The organism is Gluconacetobacter aggeris (assembly GCF_014174395.1).
Classification (GTDB): domain Bacteria; phylum Pseudomonadota; class Alphaproteobacteria; order Acetobacterales; family Acetobacteraceae; genus Gluconacetobacter; species Gluconacetobacter aggeris.
On the sequence record NZ_JABEQD010000005.1, the window covers coordinates 21860 to 41574 of the forward strand.

At 65.6% G+C, this 19715-nt stretch carries 15 protein-coding genes; 6 read left to right on the forward strand and 9 right to left on the reverse strand.

Annotated elements, in window-relative coordinates; translation table 11 throughout:
* Positions 1-9: 9 nt before the first annotated feature.
* The gene (locus HLH36_RS20060) at positions 10-696 is read right to left on the reverse strand and encodes a cold-shock protein (RefSeq protein WP_182986070.1); all 687 of its coding nucleotides are present in this window, start codon (positions 694-696) and stop codon (positions 10-12) included.
* A gap of 437 nt (positions 697-1133) precedes the next feature.
* On the opposite strand from HLH36_RS20060, the gene HLH36_RS08990 reads away from it, so the two are divergent.
* Complete coding sequence (locus HLH36_RS08990) at positions 1134-2135, forward strand: lipid A deacylase LpxR family protein (RefSeq protein WP_408871868.1); 1002 nt, start codon at positions 1134-1136, stop codon at positions 2133-2135.
* Between the two features lie 110 nt (positions 2136-2245).
* On the opposite strand, the gene recG is transcribed toward HLH36_RS08990, so the two are convergent.
* Positions 2246-4372 (reverse strand): ATP-dependent DNA helicase RecG, encoded by a 2127-nt coding sequence (gene recG / locus HLH36_RS08995; RefSeq protein WP_182986072.1) that lies wholly within the window; start codon positions 4370-4372, stop codon positions 2246-2248.
* 130 nt (positions 4373-4502) lie between these two features.
* Here recG and HLH36_RS09000 point away from each other — a divergent pair, with 130 nt between their 5' ends.
* The 4 genes from HLH36_RS09000 (at position 4503) to HLH36_RS09015 (ending at position 9510) form a co-directional block, all read left to right on the forward strand.
* On the forward strand, positions 4503-4814 hold the full coding sequence (locus tag HLH36_RS09000) for an FAD assembly factor SdhE (RefSeq protein ID WP_182964651.1): 312 nt from the start codon (positions 4503-4505) through the stop codon (positions 4812-4814).
* Between the two features lie 53 nt (positions 4815-4867).
* Positions 4868-8305, forward strand: a complete 3438-nt coding sequence (gene mfd / locus HLH36_RS09005; protein WP_182986251.1) for a transcription-repair coupling factor — start codon at positions 4868-4870, stop codon at positions 8303-8305.
* Between the two features lie 47 nt (positions 8306-8352).
* Complete coding sequence (locus HLH36_RS09010; RefSeq protein ID WP_182986073.1) at positions 8353-9147, forward strand: SDR family NAD(P)-dependent oxidoreductase; 795 nt, start codon at positions 8353-8355, stop codon at positions 9145-9147.
* Positions 9148-9372: 225 nt separating this feature from the next.
* Positions 9373-9510, forward strand: coding sequence for a hypothetical protein (locus HLH36_RS09015; RefSeq protein WP_182986074.1), 138 nt, complete (start codon positions 9373-9375; stop codon positions 9508-9510).
* A gap of 87 nt (positions 9511-9597) precedes the next feature.
* Here HLH36_RS09015 and HLH36_RS09020 read toward each other — a convergent pair whose 3' ends face one another.
* The 4 genes from HLH36_RS09020 to alaS all read right to left on the reverse strand — a co-directional run bounded on the left by HLH36_RS09020 (position 9598) and on the right by alaS (position 15053).
* Positions 9598-10572 carry an aldo/keto reductase gene (locus HLH36_RS09020; protein WP_182986075.1) on the reverse strand — a complete coding sequence of 325 codons (975 nt, stop codon included), beginning with the start codon at positions 10570-10572 and terminating at the stop codon, positions 9598-9600.
* Positions 10573-10592: 20 nt separating this feature from the next.
* Entirely contained in the window at positions 10593-11399 is an 807-nt protein-coding gene (locus HLH36_RS09025; protein ID WP_246376671.1) for an endonuclease/exonuclease/phosphatase family protein, read from the reverse strand.
* 73 nt (positions 11400-11472) lie between these two features.
* On the reverse strand, positions 11473-12171 hold the full coding sequence (locus HLH36_RS09030) for a carbonic anhydrase (RefSeq protein WP_182986077.1): 699 nt from the start codon (positions 12169-12171) through the stop codon (positions 11473-11475).
* A 245-nt stretch (positions 12172-12416) separates the two neighbouring features.
* On the reverse strand, positions 12417-15053 hold the full coding sequence (gene alaS, locus HLH36_RS09035) for an alanine--tRNA ligase (RefSeq protein WP_182986078.1): 2637 nt from the start codon (positions 15051-15053) through the stop codon (positions 12417-12419).
* 146 nt (positions 15054-15199) lie between these two features.
* Here alaS and tenA point away from each other — a divergent pair, with 146 nt between their 5' ends.
* Positions 15200-15904 (forward strand): thiaminase II, encoded by a 705-nt coding sequence (gene tenA, locus HLH36_RS09040; protein ID WP_182986079.1) that lies wholly within the window; start codon positions 15200-15202, stop codon positions 15902-15904.
* A 9-nt stretch (positions 15905-15913) separates the two neighbouring features.
* Here tenA and HLH36_RS09045 read toward each other — a convergent pair whose 3' ends face one another.
* From HLH36_RS09045 to aroB, 3 genes are all read right to left on the reverse strand, one after another.
* Positions 15914-16285: a GtrA family protein gene (locus HLH36_RS09045; RefSeq protein WP_246376644.1), complete on the reverse strand. Its 372-nt coding sequence runs from the start codon at positions 16283-16285 to the stop codon at positions 15914-15916.
* 215 nt (positions 16286-16500) lie between these two features.
* Positions 16501-17619, reverse strand: a complete 1119-nt coding sequence (locus HLH36_RS09050) for an OmpA family protein (RefSeq protein WP_182986080.1) — start codon at positions 17617-17619, stop codon at positions 16501-16503.
* A 302-nt stretch (positions 17620-17921) separates the two neighbouring features.
* Positions 17922-19682, reverse strand: a complete 1761-nt coding sequence (gene aroB, locus HLH36_RS09055; protein WP_182986081.1) for a 3-dehydroquinate synthase — start codon at positions 19680-19682, stop codon at positions 17922-17924.
* Positions 19683-19715 lie beyond the last annotated feature (33 nt).

The following is a 19715-nucleotide window of genomic DNA, read 5'->3' on the forward strand; positions in this document are numbered from 1 at the left end:
GATGCCGGATCAGTCGACGCTGATGGAGGCAGCCTCGGGGCCCTTCTGGCCCTGGACGACCTGCACGTTCGCCGTCTGGCCTTCCGTCAGGCCCGTCAGGCCCGAACGCTCCAGAGCCGAAGCGTGGACAAAGATATCCTTGCCGCCGGTTTCCGGGGTGATGAAGCCGAAGCCCTTCGTGGCGTTGTACCACTTCACGATGCCGCGCATATCCTGCGCCTGCGACAGGTCGGGGGCCGGGCGGGCCGGACGGCCGCCGAAGCCGCCGGGGGCACGCGGGGCGCCGGGGCCGGCGCCGAAGCCGCGCGGACGCTCCGGCTGGGCGGTGCTTTCGTCAACCGAGCTGACCGACGCGACCTGACGACCCTTGGGGCCCTGGCCGATGCGGACGACCAGCGTCGTGCCCGGCGACACGGAGCTGTGGCCGCTCTGCGCCAGCGCGTTGGCGTGAAGGAAGACATCGCCCGAACCGTCTGCCAGCTCGACGAAGCCGAAGCCCTTCTCGCTGTTGAACCACTTGACGGAGGCGCTGATCTCCGGTCCCGAGGCGATCACCTGCGAGGGGGCGCCGCCACCCATGGGGCGACGGGGAGCACTGCTGCCACGATCACCAAACGTCGGCGGCGACATGAAATCGTCGTCAAATCCGCCGCGGCGCGGGGAACGGGGGCTGCGGTCGGTCCTGTTACTTCTCAACGGTCGTAATCCCGAGGTCTAGTTGGCGGGTCCTGTCCCAGGAGCCACCGGATGAAGAAATTTTGCTGGATCAAGGCATTACACAACCGTTCTCCGAACCGCCTGAGCGGCCGTGGCGGACAGCATCCTTTCCCCGCGCGGACCCTAGCACGAATGCGTCGGCATCCAATACAGATAAGCATAACTTCGGCTCACGGTTCCATCACCTCGTCATCTTTAATGTGACCAACGATTAATGTTGGCGCGACTGCGGTGGGTGGCCTGGATGCTCGTCATGGCGGCCGGCCGGACTGGACCGCTCGATCACGAAAAACGTCCATGGGCTTTCTCGAAACGCCGGGACGTTTTAGACAGTCGATGAGCGCGGTAGACATGGCGTCGCGCAGGGGAAAGGGAAGCTGATGGGCCAGACAAAGACGGAAAGAACAGCCCTTTGGATGGCGCGGGCCGGTACGCTGGCTGGAATGGGGTGCCTCGCGGCAATCATCTGCGCCCCGGCCCGGGCCACGCCGTTGCAGGACCCGTACGGAACCTGGACGCTCCAGGGGGAGAACGACGCGGTCAGCACCCTGAAGGGCACGTCGGACCAGTATTATACCAGCGGCCTGCGCATCAACTGGACATCGGGCACCGACAACCAACCGGCCCCGATCGAGACGATCAACCATGCCATCATGGGCGCCGGCGTCACCCGCATCAGCCTGGGGCTGCAACAGCTTATCTATACGCCGACCGATACGCAGACCAGCGTGCCGTCATCGCGTGACCGGCCTTATTCCAGCCTGCTGCTGGGGACCGTCAACCTGATCAACGATACGGATCTGTCTCGCTCGGTTTTCGGTATCCAGGTCGGTGTCATGGGGCCGGCGGGTCTGGGCCGGCAATTGCAGAATGGCTTCCACGGCGCGATCGGCGATACCAAGAACCTGGGCTGGAAGCACCAGTTGCAGAACCAGCCGATCTTCCAGGTGCAGGCGGGACGGACCTGGCGGCTGCCGCTGGCTGACGTCTATGGCATCTCGATGGACATGCTGCCCGCTACCTCGGCCGCGATCGGTGATTACCGCATCTATGGTTCGGTGGCGGATACGTTCCGTATCGGCCAGGGGCTGAACAGCGATTTCGGCACGCCCACCATCGGGCCGGGCGCCGACGGGACCGACGCCTATCGCCTGAGCCGGCCGGTCGCATGGTACGTCTTCGGCAACGTGACGGGCTATGCGGTCGGGTATGACGCCACGCTGCAAGGCAACACGATGCGCAGCAATTCGCCGCATGTGCCGGTGAAATGGGATGTGGGCGAGATCCATGCCGGTGTCGCGATCATGTGGCATGGCATGCGCCTGTCCTACAGCCAGGTGTGGCAGACCCAGCAATTCCAGGGTGCGCGCAGCGGGTTGTTCAATTACGGGTCGCTGGCCCTGTCCGCCAAATTCTGACAGGCCGAACGGAAATGCGCGCCGGTGATGATCCGGCGCGCGTTTCCTGTGCTTCGGTGCTTACGGTTCATTACTTCTGGTCAGCCTCTTCGCAGCAAGGAGAGGAAGACCTAACCGGATCGTAAGGTTCTGGCGGCATCGTGCCTGTCGAATAATTCCACGGCCAGAGCGATTGCGCCCCGTCTTGCCTCGGCGCCGCCTTCGATGATGCGTTGCGCATCCTGTGCGGCGATCGTCACCAGCAGATCCAGCCGGGCGCCGGTTGCCAGTCGCAGGTCGGGCAGGCCGGACTGGCGGCGGCCCGTCAGGTCGCCACCGCCCCGCAGGCGGAAATCCTCGTCGGCGATCAGGAAGCCGTCCTCGGTATCGCGCAGCAGGGCCAGCCTGCGCCGCGCCGTCTTGCCCAGCGCGTCGTCATGCAGCAGCAGGCAGAACGATTCGGCACCGCCGCGACCCACCCGGCCGCGCAACTGATGCAATTGCGCAAGGCCGAACCGCTCGGCGTGCTCGATCACCATCACGGTGGCAGCCGGGATGTCGACCCCGACCTCGATCACCGTCGTTGCGACCAGGATCTGGGTTCGGCCGGCGGCGAAATCGGCGATTGCGGTCTCGCGCACCGCGATGTCCTGCTGGCCGTGGGCCAGGCCTACGACAGGCCCGAATCGCTCGGCCAGCACAGCAAAGCGTGCCTCGGCCGCTGCGATGTCCAGTGCCTCGCTCTCGCTGACCAGGGGGCAGACCCAGAACACGCGTGCGCCCCCCGCGATGGCGCGGCCGATTCCATCCAGCAGGTCGCCCAGTGATGCCATGGCGTGCAGCGAGGTGCGGACCGGCAGCCGCCCCGCCGGCTTTTCGTCCAGGCGGCTGACCTGCATCTCGCCCCACTGGGTCAGCAGCAGGGTGCGCGGAATCGGGGTGGCGGTCATGACCAGGATGTCGGTCAGGTGCCCCTTTTCGCCCAGCAGAAGCCGCTGTTCGACGCCGAAACGATGCTGTTCGTCGATGACCGCCAGTGCGAGGTCGGCGAATACCACCTTCTCCTGGAACAGAGCGTGCGTGCCCACGACCAGCGGTGCGCGACCGGTGGCGATGTCCTCCAGCACGTCACGCCGGGCCCGACCCTTGACGCTGCCGCTGAGGAAGGCGACCGGGACGGGCGCCAGCCTGGTGAAGGTGGCCAGATGTTGGCGGGCCAGGATTTCGGTTGGCGCCATCAGCACGGCCTGATGGCCGGCCTCTACCGCGCCCAGCATGGCCTGCAAGGCCACCAGTGTCTTGCCCGCACCGACATCGCCCTGCACCAGGCGCAGCATCGGGCTGGGGGAGGCCAGATCGGCATCGATCTCGCGCAGGGCGCGGGTCTGGGCGCCGGTGGGGGTGTGGCCGAAGCGCGCCAGCGCCGTGGTGCGCAGTGCCCCTGTCGGCACGACCGCGCGGCCGGGGCGGTTGCGGTTGCGCCGTCTTGCCTCGGCCATCGCTACCTGTTCGGCCAGCAATTCGTCGCAGGCCAGGCGCAGGCGCGCCCGTTCGGACGCTGCTGCGTAGGCTTCGCCCTTCAGCAGCTCGGGAAATTCATCGGGGCAATGCAATTGGCGCAATGCGGTTTCGAAATCGGGCCAATGCCGCCGGCTGACGAGCGTGGGGTCCAGCCATTCGGGCAGGGCGGGGAAACGCAGAAAGGCCTGGCGCAGCGCATTGCGGATGTGGCGGGGGAAGAGGCCCGCCGTCAGCGGCCAGACCGGGTCCAGCATCGGAATGCGGCCGATATCGCCGTCCGGCACGATATGATCGGGGTTGGCGATCGAGAGCCGGTCGCCGAATTCGTCCAGCATGCCCGAGACCGCGACCTCGCTGCCCACCGTCATCTGCCGTGCCTGGTAGGGCGAGAAAAAGGCCAGGTCGATCGTCCCGCTGCCATCCGACAGGCGGACCCGCCAGGGCTGGCGCCTGCCGCGCGCGGGTGCGTCCACCCGCTGCACGCTGCCATGCACCGTACAGATCCGCCCCGGAATGGCGTCGCGTATCAGGGGGCGATAGCGACGGTCGATCACGGACTCGGGTAGGTGGAACAGCAGGTCGGCCACGCGCGTGCCGCCGGTCGCGCGCGCCAGCAGTTTGGCGGTGGCGGTGCCGACCCCGGGCAGTGTGGCAAGCGGGGCCAGAAGCGGGCCGAGGAGGTCCCGTGAATCGTCCTGGATGATGATGTCGGACACGGTGGGCTCGATCGTCCTCAATTCCCCGGTTCGTTCTCTGCGGGGGCCGTTTCTCCGGGCCGGTGCGACTGCCGGGCTGACAGGACCCTGACGGAGGGCTATAGGACAGCAACGCGAAGGAACAAAACGAAACCATATCCGGGCAGGTACCATGTCCCTCGACACATCGGACTTTTCGACCCTTGATCCGCGCCGTCGCCGGATTTATTTCCGCGCCACGCATCGCGGTACGCATGAAGCGGACATCCTGATCGGTGGCTTTGTCGCCCCGCGCCTGGCTGCGATGTCGGATGCCGAAATGGATGCGCTGGAAGCGGTGATGGACCTGCCGGACGCCGATCTGGCGGATTGGCTGAGTGGCCGCAAGCCGGTGCCGGCCGAGGTCGACTGCCCGATGATGCGCGCCATCATCGCCGATGCGAACGATCCCGCCCGGCAGGCCGCGATCCGGGGAGAACGATGACAGCAGAGGGAAGGGACCACGCCGCTGCGGCGTCCGCCGGGCATGCCGGCTGGATGAACGTCTGGGGCGTGCCGGACGGGTACGACGCCTTCCTCGTCGCCCGGCGCGCGCGCGAGCATGACGGGCCGGTGCTGCATGTGGCGCGCGATGATGCAGGCATGGCGCGGATCGGCGATCTGCTCTCGTTCATCGCGCCGAATGCCGAAATCCTGCGCTTTCCGGCATGGGATTGCCTTCCCTACGATCGGGTATCGCCCAATCCGGCGATCGTTGCCGAGCGGGTTGCCACCCTGACGCGATTGCTGGAACCCGCGAAGGGCCCGCGCATCGTGCTGACCACGGTTGGCGGACTGGTTCAGCGGGTGACGCCGCGCGCTGCCTTTCGGGGCCAGTCGCTGACAGTGACCACCGGCGACAATCTGGATCAGGAATTCCTGATCGAACTGCTGGTGACCAACGGCTACAACCGCACCGATACGGTGATGGAACCGGGCGAATTCGCGACCCGGGGCGGTATCTTCGACATTTTCCCCTCCGGCGAGGCTGAGCCGGTGCGGTTGGACCTGTTCGGCGACGAGGTCGAGAATATCCGCCGCTTCGACCCCGCCACCCAGCGTTCCTCCGACCGTTTGGACCGGTTCGTGATGCGGCCGGTCGCCGATTTCAGCCTCGATCAGGCCAGTATTTCGCGCTTCCGCACCGGTTGGCGCGACCTGTTCGGGCCTGCCGCCGCCGGCGATCCGCTCTACCAGCATGTCTCGGACGGGCGACGCCATGCCGGGCTGGAGCACTGGCTGCCGCTGTTCTACGAGCATCTGGAAACGCTGGTCGATTACCTGCCGGGGGTCGCGGTGATCATGGCCCATCAGGCGGACGAGGTTCTGTCGTCGCGGCTTGAAATGATCGCCGACCATTTCGAGGCGCGGCGCCAGCCGGTGCGCGAGGGCGAGGTTCCGTACCGTCCGTTGCCACCGCACCTGATGTATCTGGACCGCAAGGGGTGGGACGGGATGCTGTCCGGTCACCCGGTGGTGGTATTCAATCCCTTTTCGCGCCCGGATGGGGCCGAGGGCATCGATGCGCTCGGTCGGCCGGGAATCCTGTTCGCCCGGTCGGTCGGGGACGGATCGCGCGAAAACGTATTTGCCATGCTCGATGCGCAGGTTCGGCAATGGGCCGAGACCGGGCGGCGGGCCTATCTCTCGGCCTGGACGCGTGGATCGCGCGAGCGGATCGCGACGCTGCTGCGTGAGCATGGCATGCGGGCCGAGACGTTCGAGACCTGGACCCAGGCGCAGGATCTGCCCGCCGGTACGGTCGGGCTGCTGACGTTGGGGCTGGAACGCGGCTTTATCGCCGATAATCTGGCCTTCGTCTCGGAGCAGGACCTGCTGGGCGAGCGGATTTCGCGTCCGCCGCGCCGCCGCAAGCGGGCGGACCAGTTCATCGCCGAGGCGTCGGAGATCGCCGAGGGCGATCTGGTGGTGCATCAGGATTACGGCATCGGCCGCTATGACGGGCTGGAGACGGTGGCGGTCGGCAGCGCGCCGCATGACTGTCTGCGCCTGGTCTATGACGGCAACGAAAAGCTGTTCCTGCCGGTCGAGAATATCGAACTGCTGAGTCGCTTCGGCTCCGATCAGGCCGGGGTGTCGCTGGACAAGCTGGGCGGGGCCTCCTGGCAGAACCGCAAGTCGCGGATGAAGCAGCGCATCCGCGATATGGCGGGCGAGCTGATTCGCACCGCCGCGATGCGGGCCTTGCGCGAGGCGCCGAGCCTGACCCCGGCCGAAGGCCTGTGGGACGAATTCTGCAGCCGCTTCCCCTTCGCAGAGACCGAGGACCAGGCGCGCGCCATCGCCGATGTGCTGGACGATATGGGTTCGGGCCGGCCGATGGACCGTCTGGTGTGCGGCGATGTCGGGTTCGGCAAGACCGAGGTTGCGCTACGCGCGGCCTTCGTGGCCGCGATGTCGGGCGCGCAGGTGGCGGTGGTGGTGCCCACCACGCTGCTGGCGCGGCAGCATTTCCGCACCTTCTCGGCCCGGTTTGCCGGGCTGCCGGTCACGGTGGCGCAATTGTCGCGTATGGTCACGGCGAAGGACGCGGCGGCGGTGCGCAAGGGGCTGGCCGACGGCAGCATCAACATCATCATCGGCACGCATGCCCTGCTGGCCAAAGGTGTGCAGTTCGCCGACCTGGAACTGCTGATCATCGACGAGGAGCAGCATTTCGGCGTCGCCCACAAGGAGAAGCTGAAGGCGCTGCGCGAGGACGTGCATGTCCTGACCCTGTCGGCCACGCCGCTGCCGCGCACGCTGCAACTGGCGCTGACCGGCGTGCGGGAGATGAGCCTGATCGCCACCCCGCCGACTGACCGGCTGGCGGTGCGTACCTTCATCATGCCTTTCGACAGCGTGGTGATCCGCGAGGCGATCCAGCGTGAGCGGTTCCGGGGCGGCCAGATCTTCTGCGTGGTGCCGCGGATCGAGGACCTGGACCGCATGGGGGCCCGTCTGCAGGAAATCGTGCCTGATGCACGGCTGGTGCAGGCCCATGGACGCCTGACCCCGACCGAGCTGGAACGGGTGATGACCGAGTTCAGTGACGGCAAATATGATATCCTGCTTTCCACCAACATCGTGGAAAGCGGGTTGGACATGCCGGCGGTGAACACGCTGATCATCCATCGGGCCGACATGTTCGGCCTGGGGCAGCTCTATCAATTGCGCGGGCGTGTGGGGCGCGGCAAGCAGCGCGGCTATGCTTATCTGACCTGGCCGCAGACGCATGTGCTGTCGGCTGCCGCCGAAAAGCGGCTGGAGGTCATGCAGACGCTGGACACGCTGGGCGCGGGCTTCACGCTGGCGTCCCACGATCTGGACCTGCGCGGCGCGGGCAATCTGCTGGGCGACGAGCAGTCGGGTCATATTCGCGAGGTCGGGATCGAGCTCTATCAGCAGATGCTCGAAGACGCGGTGGCCGAACTGCGCGCCGAAAAGGGACGGCGCAAGGCTGAGGACCGGGATTGGACGCCAAACATCATCCTCGGTCTGCCGGTGCTGATCCCGGAAGACTATGTACCGGACCTGCCGGTGCGGCTGGGGCTGTATCGCCGCATCGCCGCGCTGGCGAATGATGCCGAAATCGAGGCGATGGAGGCCGAACTGGTCGACCGGTTCGGCACGCTGCCTGATCCGGTGCGCAACCTGCTGGATGTCGTCACGATCAAGCGCCTGTGTCGCGAAGCGGGGGTCGAGAGGCTGGAGGCCGGGCCCAAGGGAATGGTGATCCAGTTCCGGGGCAATCATTTCGCGAATCCGGCTGGGCTGGTCGCTTGGATGGCGACACAGAAAGAGGGCAATGTCCGACTGCGCCCCGACCATAAGCTGGCGTTGGTGCGGGAAATGACGAACGTACAGCGGATTCGGCTGGCAAAGGATACGGTCCAGGCGCTGGGCCGCCTGGCGGAACAGGAGAAGGCGGCCTGACGACACACCCCGCTTGTGGTGACGGACACGCGGAAGGAGGAAGCGGAATGAAAATCGATCTGGCAGGTAAAACGGCGATCGTCAGCGGCTCGACCGCCGGGATCGGGCTGGCCATCGCGATGGCCCTGGCCGAAACCGGGGCGGATGTCATCGTCAACGGCCGCAGCCAGGGCAGGGTGGATGAGGCGATGGCCTATATCCGGACCCGCATGCCCACGGCGCGGTTGCGCGGCGTGCCGGCCGACCTGGGAACGAAAGAGGGGATCGACGGATTCGTCCGCCTTGTTCCCCAGGCTGATATCCTGGTCAATAATCTGGGTATTTTCGAACAGAAACCGTTCCTTGAGACCCCTGACGAGGACTGGCAGCGTTTCTTCGACATCAATGTCCTGAGCGGTGTGCGCCTGACGCGCCATTATCTGCCGGGCATGGTCGAGCGGGCTTGGGGCCGCGTGGTGTTCGTCTCCAGCGAATCGGCACTGAACATTCCGGCGGACATGGTCGCCTATGGTTTTTCCAAGGCCGCACAGGTCGCGATTGCCCGAGGCATCGCCGAGAGCATTCCCGGAAGTGGTGTGACGGTCAATTCGGTGCTGCCGGGGCCGACCCGCACCGAGGGCGTGATGGAGATGTTTGCCAAGGCGGCGCAGGAGAGCGGCCGGCCGATCGAGGAGATCATGGCCGAATTCGTGCCGCAGCATCGCCCGGCCTCGCTGATCCGGCGGCTGGCGGAGCCGGAGGAGATTGCCAGCATGGTCGCCTATGTCTGCTCGCGGCAGGCCTCGGCTACCACCGGAGCGACCTTGCGGGTGGAGGGGGGTCTGCTGCGCCATCCGGGGTGAGGGGCGGCTCTGCCGGGTTTGCCGATGACCCGATGCGGGTTTCCTGTGCTGCGCTTTCTGGTTGATGGACGGTTTTTTTAACTACTGTCTGAGCGGGCATATGGCGCGGCTCTGGGCATTGTGCGGACACTTTTTCGTCACAAAGCAAGTCCCGGAGAGGGCGGCCCTTTTCGTATTGTCGTGCCGGATGTTAAGAATAGTGACAATGCAGGAAGGGAGCGATTCATGCCTGAGACCGAGGATCATGCGCCCCAGACCCCGCTACGCGACGTGTTTCAGCTTATGGGTGCGATTCTGTTCGTCATGGGCATGATTCTGGTCGGTTGGCGGGCGGCTTTCTTTTCTGGCGTCTGGCCCGCCTGAACTGGCTCCTTCTGCTTTCCCCTAGCGGGCGCGCGCCCGGTAACAATGTTCTGACCAGGCGGCATGATGGCCGGCCGGCGATGTCCGTCATTGCTGTGCGTCTGCCGATTCCGGTGATAGTGCGGCTGTGATCGCGTTGCGTTCCTCGGCCGTCAGCGGGCGGGCGGCGGCGGTAACGTTGGCCTCGATCTGGGCTGGACGGGTCGTACCGGCAATGACCGACCCTACGATATCGTGCGACAGCAGCCAGCCGAAGGCGAGTTCGGTCAGGCTGCGCCCGTTTGCATGTGCTACAGCGTCCAGCCGGTCGAGCAGGGTCCAGTTGGCGCCGGTCAGGTAGCGATCGGCCAGGTGGGTCCAGGCGCTCAGTCGGCTGCCAGGGGGCGGGGGCGTGTTGCGGTGGTATTTCCCGGTCAGGACGCCGCTGGCCAGGGGGAAGTAAGGCAGCAGCCCCAATCCGTAATGACGGATCGCCGGCACCAGGTCGCGCAATGCGTTCCGTGCCAGCAGGGACAGTTCGTCCTGGCAGGAGATGAAGCCGGCATAGCCCGAAATGCGCGCGACGTGGCAGGCATCGGCGACCTGCCAGGCGGGGAAATTGGAACAGCCGGCATAGAGGATCTTACCCTCGCTGATCAGGTCGTCGAGCGCGCGCAGGGTCTCCTCGATCGGGGTGGCCGGGTCGGGGACGTGAACCTGGTACAGGTCGATCCGGTCGGTTCGCAGGCGGGACAGGCTGGCTTCGACGGCTTGGCGGATATAGCGGCGCGAGGCACCCTGGAGGCGGCCTTCGGCGTCCATGGGCATGCCGAACTTGGTGGCGAGGACGATCTCGTTGCGGCGCGGCCCGAGGATCGCGCCCAGTGTTTCCTCCGACGCGCCATAATGGGCCTCGCGCCGTCCATAGACGTCGGCGACGTCGAACAGGGTGATGCCGCTGTCCAGGGCCCGATGGACCACAGTCCGGGATTCTTCCAGCCCGATACGGCCGCCCAGATTGTTGCAGCCCAGCCCGACGGCCGAAACGCGCAGGCCGGAACGGCCGAGGTGACGATATTCCATGAAGAAAGCCTTTCGCCTGGTCAGGGCATGTCGAGCCCGACCGAGACCGGGCAATGATCGGACAGGTTCGGCGCCTGGGCGGGGTCCTGCGCGTCATAGATCAGGACTCGGAGGCTGTCGGGGCGGAGCCATGCGCGGGCCTGATTGCCCAGCAGGATGTGGTCGATGAAATAGGTGCCGCCCCAGCACGGGCTCGCGCGCCCGGCCGTTGTCAGCGTCAGGGGGCCGTCGGCTTCCAGTTGCCGGAAGAACGGGTCGGATGGGGTCAGGTTCCGGTTGAAGTCCCCCATGACCAGGAAGGCTACGCCTTCGTCCTGTCGCTGGGCAATCCAGTCATCCAGCACCATCAATTGACGCGCCAGCGTCCGGCAGGCCGGTCGACGGTCGGCCGGGGCCGCGTTACGGCATCCGGCCTTGAGATGCACGATCAGGATGCGCAGGCTGGCGGTGCCGTCGTCGATCGTGACATCCAGTCCCGCGCGTAAGTGATGGGGCGCGTCGGGCGGATAGACATCGAATTCCGAGATATCGGGATGGCGGGTGACGGTCAGCCCGGTCGCCACGGCCAGTCCGACACGCTGGACCACGTGATCGTCGCTCATGACGATCCGGTAGCGTGAGGGCGGGAACAGGCGGGCGGCCAGGGCTGGGGAATCCACTTCCTGAAACCCGACAATGTCGGCATCGAGCCGCGTGGCATAGGCCGCGAGCTGGCGCAGTCCGGCGTCACTGCGGTGGGGGAGGTCACGGGGCAGGGCGGGGTCGCCCGGCGCCCGCGCCGTCAGCCAGTCCAGGTTCCAGGTCGAGACCTTGATCGTACGCGCCATGGCCCCCTGGGTAGCCAGGGCGGCCACCAGCCACCCGGCGCAGGCCAGGAGGCGGATGGTCGCCGGCCGCGGGTCAGGCCTGGTCAGTCTTCCCATCCACCTCGCGGGTCAGGCGGGCGATGGCTTCGTCCACATGGATGCTGGACCGCGTGGCTTCGTCCAGAATCACGACCTCGCCGCTGGCGATATCATAGAACCAGCCTTGCAGGATCAGCGTGTTGCGTGCCAGGGCGGCGGCGACCGCCGGGTGCGTGCGCAGATGCGCGATCTGCAGCACCACATTCTGTTCCGCCAGGCTGCGCACGGATTGCGGGCCGGCGTCGGTGGCCTGCAAGGCACCCGCAACTGCTCGGGCCGCTTCGGCATTGCGCAGCCAGGACGCGACGGTGGGCATGTGCGCCAGTTTGGATGGATCGGGGTCCAGCAGGGCTTTCATCGCACCGCAATCGGAATGGCCGCAGACGATGATGGTCGACACGCCCAGCGCCAGGACGGCGTACTCGATCGCGGACGACACGCCGCCCAGCATTTCGCCGTAAGCCGGAACGATATTGCCGATATTGCGCAGCACGAACAGGTCGCCGGGCTGGGTCTGCGTGATCAGGCTGGGATTCACCCGACTGTCGGCGCAGGCGATGAACAGCGTATCCGGTGATTGCTGGCCGGCCAATTCCGCGAACAACTCGCGATTCTGAGGAAAGACTTCGGCATTGAATTTCTCTACTCCATGCAGGAGCGAGATCAGCGTTTTCTTGGCATCGGTATCGGCCATCGAAGGTCCCTATGTCCTGAAGTCCGCCTGGGACTTCACAGTGGCGTTCGAACGGTCACCCGGACGGAAGAACCCGTCATGGCATGCCGACGCCAGGGCGCCAGCATAGCCGGGTCCGTCACAGATAGCATGGAAACGGGGACGGCACAGGTCCGGTTTCTCCTTTGGAGGCCCGGGACACACTATGTCAGAGGCCGGACACATCGCCGCGTGTGCGTGACACGGCAAGGTGTCCGGCTGAGAGATCAGGCCAGGGCCTTGCGTACTGCCTCGAGTGCCGCATCGGCCTGTGTCACGTCCGGACCGCCGGCCTGGGCCATGTCGCGCCGTCCGCCGCCGCCCTTGCCACCCATGGCAGCGCTGGCGGCCCGCACCAGTCCGACCGCGTCGAAACGTTCCGTCAGGTCGGCGGTAACGCTGACGACCACGCTGCCCTTGCCATCGGCGGTCGAAACCAGCGCCACCACGCCGGAGCCAACCTGCTGACGCAGGGAATCGGCCAGCGCTTTCAGCTCGCGTGCCGGCAGGTCACCCACATTGCGGGCGATGAAGCCCACGCCGTTGATTGTCTCGGTAGTCGCGCCGCCCTCGCCGCCACTGGCCAGCTTGCGTTGCAGGTCGGAGATCTGGCGCTCCATGACCTTGCGTTCTTCCAGAATCACCGCCAGCCGCTCCGGGGCTTCGGCGGCCGAGACACGCAGCATCGCCGCAACCTGGGTCAGGCGCTGCTCAGTGGCGATGGCGGCGGCCTCGGCGGCCTTGCCGGTTACCGCCTCGATGCGGCGGATGCCGGCGGAGACGCCGCTTTCCGACGTAATGCGGAACAGGCCGATATCGCCGGTGCGGTTGACATGTGTGCCGCCGCACAGCTCGATCGACCAGGCCGGACGATTATCCTCGGGCGGGCCCATGAATACGACGCGGACCTCGTCGCCGTATTTCTCGCCGAACAGGGCCATCGCGCCCTGTGCCACGGCTTCTTCCTGCGACATCGGGCGGGTGGTGACCGGGCTGTTCTCGCGGATGCGGGCGTTCACCTCGGCCTCGACCTCGGCGATCTCTTCCGGTGTCAGCGGTCGGGGCTGGCTGATGTCGAAGCGCAGGCGATCGGGCGCGTTCAGGCTGCCTTTCTGCGTGACATGCTCGCCCAGGTGCCGGCGCAATGCCTCGTGCAGCAGATGGGTGGCGGAATGATGGGCGCGGATTGCGCTGCGTCGTTCGTGATCGACAGTGGCGGTCACCGCCTGGCCGACGCGGACCGTGCCCTCGATCACCATGCCGGAATGAACCAGCAGGTCGCCTAGCCGCTTCTGCGTATCGGTGACGGCGATGCGCAGGCCCGGAGCGGTGATCAGGCCGGTATCGCCGACCTGGCCGCCGCTTTCGCCGTAAAACGGCGTCTGGTTCAGCAGCAGCGCGACTTCGGTGCCCGCCGGCGCGTCATGAACAGACTGGCCGTTGCTGATGATGGCCTGGATCTCGGCATCGGCCTGCTCGGTCGCGTAGCCCAGGAACTCGCTGGCGCCGAACCTGTCGCGCGCCTCGAACCACGCGGTTTCGGTCGCGCTGTCGCCCGAGCCGCTCCACGCGGCGCGGGCGCGTTCGCGCTGGACCTGCATCGCGCTGTCGAAGCCTGCGACATCGACCTCATGACTGCCGCCGCGCAGCGCGTCCTGCGTCAGGTCCAGCGGGAAGCCGAACGTGTCGTACAGCTTGAACGCCACGTCGCCGGGCAGTTTCTGGCCGTCGCCCAGTTTCGCCGTCTCGTCGGCCAGCAGCGCGAGGCCACGTTCCAGCATCGCCTTGAAACGTTCTTCCTCGCCGCGCATCGTCTCGCGGATCAGGGCTTCGGCCTGGACCAGTTCGGGGTAAGCAGCCCCCATCTGGCGCACCAGGGCAGGGACCAGGCGATGGAAGACCGTTTCCTTGGTGCCCATCATGTGCAGGTGGCGCATCGCGCGGCGCATGATGCGGCGCAGGACGTAGCCGCGCCCGTCCTTGGAGGGCAGCACGCCGTCCGCGATCAGGAACGAAGTCGAGCGCAGATGATCGGCTACCACGCGGTGGCTGGCGCGGAACGGGCCGTCCGGGTCCTGGCCCGTCGCCTCGGCCGAGGCCAGGATCAGCGCGCGCATCGTGTCCGTGTCGTAATTGTCGCGCTTGCCCTGCATGATGGCGGCGAAGCGTTCCAGCCCCATTCCGGTATCGATCGAGGGACGCGGCAGCGGCGAGCGGACGCCCGGCGGGTCCTCGAAGAATTGCATGAACACGAGGTTCCAGATCTCGACGAAGCGGTCGCCATCCTCGTCCGGCGAGCCGGGCGGACCGCCGGGTACGTCGGGGCCGTGATCGTAGAAGATTTCCGAACAGGGACCGCAGGGGCCGGTATCGCCCATCCGCCAGAAATTGTCGGCGGTGCCGATGCGGATGATCCGCTGGTCCGGCAGGCCGGCGATCTTGCGCCACAGCGCGGCCGCTTCCTCGTCATCGGCATAGACGGTGACCAGCAGCTTTTCGGCCGGCAGGCCGAAATTGCGCGTGATCAGGCTCCAGGCGAATTCGATCGCTTCGGGCTTGAAATAGTCGCCGAAGGAGAAATTCCCCATCATCTCGAAGAAGGTGTGGTGGCGGGCCGTATAGCCGACATTATCCAGGTCGTTATGCTTGCCGCCGGCCCGAACCACCTTCTGTGCCGTGGTGGCGCGGGAATAGGGGCGGGTTTCCTGCCCCGTGAAGACGTTCTTGAACTGGACCATGCCGGCATTCGTGAACAGCAGGGTCGGGTCATTGCGCGGCACCAGCGACGAGGACGGCACGATCTGATGACCGTTGGCTGCGAAATAGTCGAGGAAGGTCGCGCGGATATCGTTTGTGGAGGTCATGGCGGAGGGCTGACGATCCTGAAATGGCGAAGGCTGGAGAGCTCGGATACCATCACCTAGCGCACGGCGTGCCCGGCAGGAAGAGCAAGGGCGCGCGGCAAGGCAAATCGGCGCAGCAAGAAAGCACCGTAAGGAAGGATGAATCCATGAGTTGGATCGCGGAACGGGACTGGCCCAGTCTGGAACAGGGGCTGGCCGGCAGGCTGCGACGCGATTGCGGTACGGATTGGGAGCGCTTCATCCACCATCCTTTCGTGCGCGGCATGGCGGACGGAACATTGCCGGAGGCGGATTTCCAGCGGTTCCTGATCCAGGATTACCTGTACCTGATCCAGTATGCGCGGGCCTATGCGCTGGCGATCTATAAAGCCGATACGATGGAGGACATGCGATCGGCCTCCGGTATCGTGTCGGGTCTGCTGGATACCGAACTGGCGCTTCATATTGCCTATTGTGCCGGATGGGGATTGTGCGTCGATGATTTGCACAATCAGCCCGAATCGCTGGAATTGCTGGCCTATACCCGTTTCATTCTCGACCGGGGGCAGACGGGCGACCTGCTGGACTTGATCGTGACGCTGGCGCCCTGCTTGATCGGCTATGGCGAAATCGGCGCCAGATTGATGGCTGACCCCACGACCCGGCGGGAAGGCAACCCCTACTGGGAATGGATCGCCCTGTATGGGGGCGAGAAATTCGTCGGGCTGGTGGACGCGGGGCTGCGTACGTTGGAAGCGCTGGCCGGGCGGTATGGTGCCGAAGGGCGGTATCCCGCGCTGCTCGCCGAATTCCGCACAGCCGTCAAGCTGGAGGCTGCGTTCTGGAATGCGGGCCGATCCGGGATGCTTTGATGAACCGGTTCAGGGGGGTGGCTGGCGATGGCGGAAGACCATCCGGTGGCTGAGCGTGAAGTTGGCCACCAGCCCCGTGAGTGAGCCCGCTGCCAAGGCCAGGACGGGGATGGTCCGGCAGAGTGGAGCCACCAGGAAGAGGGTGAAGACCATGCCCCGATTCATGACGAAACCGAGCGAATTGGCCATCAGGAACCGTGCCCACTGAACCAGGGGACGGTCGGCGTGAACGACGTGACGGAACGTCCAGAGCCGGTTGGCCAGCCAGTTCATGCTGGCCGCGATGAAATAGGCGAGCAGGGTGGCGCCGGTCAGGCCGAGGAGGGGGCGGAATCCGTACACGGCCAACGTATCCCACATCAGCCCGGTGACCCCGACCATCCCGAATTTCAGGAATGGAACGATCCGGACGCGCGGGCCTCCGGTTCCGCCGGGGGAGGTGGTGTTGGCGGGGGAAGGGCAGGAATCCGGCACGTCGCGCGGTCTCGTCAGTTAAGGGTGAGAAGGATCGTTTTCAGATCATAGCGCGCAATAAAAAAGGGATGCCCGAAGGCATCCCCTCTTTACCCTGTCGAACCGGGCGAAAATCGCCAGGATCAGTGCAGGATGATTTCCACGCGACGGTTCTGCGGCTCGCGGGTGTTCGGGCCCGTCGGAACCAGCGGATGCGCCTCGCCGTAACCATGGATGTCGATCGCGTTCGCGGGCACGCCGTCGCGGATCAGTTCGGCCTTCACGCTCTGCGCACGACGCTCGGACAGGCCGAGGTTGTACTTCTGACCGCGCGGACCCGGGTGAGCCGCCGAGTTGTCGGTGTAGCCGTTGACTTCGATCCGCGTCGTCTGGACGTGGGTCGATGCCTGGGCGGCTTCGGCCACGATCTCACGCGCGCGGGCCGTCAGGTCCGAACGATCCCAGTCGAAGAACACCAGATAGGTGCGTGCCGGGGTCGGGGCGGGCGGCACAACGACCGGAGCCGGCGGCGGCGGCGGCGGTGCGGTGTCGAACGCGTAGCGCAGACCCAGGATGAACTGGTGGTTGAAGCGATGGTCGAAGTTCGCGTTGCCACGGCTCAGCCCAGCCGGGCTGTACGAAGTCATCGTGAAGGAGCCGTTGTTGAACGTCTGGCCGACCATGCGATACTGCGCCGTGATCTGCAGGCCCGGAACGTTCGGGACGTCGAAGGCCGCACCGGCGATGCCCTGATAGGCAAAGCCGCCCGTCGTGCCGCCCAGGCGGTTGACGTTGCCGTTCATGTAGGTCGTCGTGGTCGGGTTGTAGTGCTGCCACAGATAGCCGGCACCGACACCGACGAACGGCGTCACCGGAACGTCGATCCCGAACTGCTTCAGGTCGATATCATACAGCACGTTCACCAGGCCGCCATAGGACTGGTCGCTGCCGCTGGTATGGTTCGGCGCGCCGCTGCGGTGGTTGAGCTGCGAGTAGTTATACAGGCCCTCGACCTCGACGCGCAGGCCGTTGCCGAAGCCCCAGCCGAAGGAGCCGAAACCCGTGTAGCCGTCCTTGTGACGGTACTGCGACGAGCTGCTCATGCCGGCCGTCGGATTGTTGGCAAAATGGCCGTGCTGATTCTGAACTAGGTTGTAACCAGCGCCCAGATCGACGTACGGACCGGTAATGATTGTGGCGTTGGCTGCAACAGGAGCCGCTGCCATCAGCGTGGTGGCGAGTAATGCCGTGCGGAGACGCATTTTTTCGTCCTCTTGATCATCCGTTCGAGTAGCCGTCAAACCACAGACGGCTAACCTCAGCGTGATGCTTAACCCCCTATAGATCTTCCGGTTCCGGCTTAGGAACCCGCATCATAGGCAAAGCAGCCATTACCACTGAGCACCGTGTTGAAAAAGCAACAGTTTGTTTCGCTAAGATTACGTGCTGATTGCAACCATTTCCGGGGGGCGCGTATTCGGCCGCAGGCTCGGGGCGGCTCTATGGCAGGATTATGTGATATCCGCGCATCTGTGTTGCGATGTCGCAACGCATGACGGACGTGTCATGCAGCGCATCCTTCTGCCAGCAGAATTTCCCGCACCAGGCTGTCCGGTACATCTCGGCAGGTAAAGGCCTGCCCGATGCCGCGTACCAGGACAAAGGACAGGCGCCCATCACGCATTTTCTTGTCACGCTGCATGTGGGCGAGCAGCCGTTCAGCCGAAAATGCCTGCGGCAGGTCACGCAGATGCACCGGCATGCCCAGCCGTTCCAGATGGGCGGTTACACGCTCGACATCCGCGCTGTCGCAGAAGCCCATGCGTTCTGACGTCAGGAACGCCAGACGAAGGCCGATCGACACGGCTTCGCCATGCAGCAGGCGGCCGTCATAGCCCAGTTCGGCCTCCAGTGCGTGGCCGAACGTATGTCCGAGATTGAGCAGGGCCCGTCCGTCCGACTTCCTTTCCTCCCGTTCGTCGTCGCCCACGACGGCGGCCTTGAACGCGCAGGCCCGGCGTACGGCTTCGGCCTGGATGTCGGCATCGCCGTCCAGGACCGCCTGGCCATGGTTTTCGCACCATTCGAAGAGGGCGGCATCGCCGATCAGGCCGGCCTTGACGATTTCGGCATAGCCGGCGCGGATTTCGCGCGGCGGCAAGGTGGCCAGGGTCGTGGTATCGGCCAGAACCGCCAGTGGCTGGTGGAAGGCGCCAAGAAGATTCTTGCCGAATGGGGTATTGATGCCCGTCTTGCCGCCGACGGAGGAATCGACCTGCGACAGCAGGGTGGTCGGAATCTGCACGAAGGGCAGGCCACGCATCGTGGTCGCCGCCACGAAGCCGGCGAGGTCGCCGACCACGCCGCCGCCCAATGCGATGATCGTGGTGCCGCGCTCGACCCCCATTTCGAGAACGGCCCCCGTCACGCGCTCGTATTCCGCCAGCGTTTTCGAGCCTTCGCCCGGTGGCACGACGATGGTCCGGGCCTCGATTCCCACCTGGGCCAGTCCCTGGAGCAGCCGGGGCAGGTGCAACGATTCGACGGTCGAGTCGGTGATGACCACGACTCGCTTCTGCGGCAAGACCGGCGAAAGCAGGGTTCCGGCGTGACGCAGCAGATCCTCGCCGATCGTTACGTCATATCGCCAGCGGTCCAGCGTGACGGGAACGAGCCGCGGCTGCCTGCCCAGCGCCAGGGCGTTGATGACGGTCGCGGCACTCTGTTCCACGCTTTCTTCTCCACAATCCACTGTAATGTCGGCCTCGGCATAGGTCGGGTGACGGACGTCCATCAGTTGCGCCAGAATGTCGCGCGGGTTGCCGGCGTTCAGAAGCGGCCGGTGGCCGCGCCCCTGCACCCGACGCACCAGGACCGGCAGCGGGCAACGCAGCCAGACCGAGGTGGCACGGTCGCGGATGATTGCCCGGGTCATCGGGTCCATGAAGGCGCCGCCCCCGGTTGCCAGCACAACCGGGGGACCATCGAGGATGCGGCGAATGACACGGTGTTCGCCCTTACGGAACTCGGCCTCGCCATACTGGGCGAAGATGTCTGCGATGGAGCATCCCGCCGCACGTTCGATTTCTACATCCGCGTCGATGAACGGCATGCCAAGGCGTGTTGCGATTCGTCGGCCGATCGTCGTCTTGCCTGCGCCCATCAGTCCGACCAGGACGATGCTGTCGTCGCGGGAAGCTGGCCCCTGCGGGGAGGCAACGGCTGTCACGGCCTCTCGAATGGGAGGGGGGAATGACATCGCCGGTCCTCCGGCAGAAGGCCGGGAGGTGGACTCGGGCGGATCGGAAGCGTTCTGGCGTGACATGAGCGCCAACCTACCATAGAGCAAAGACAACTC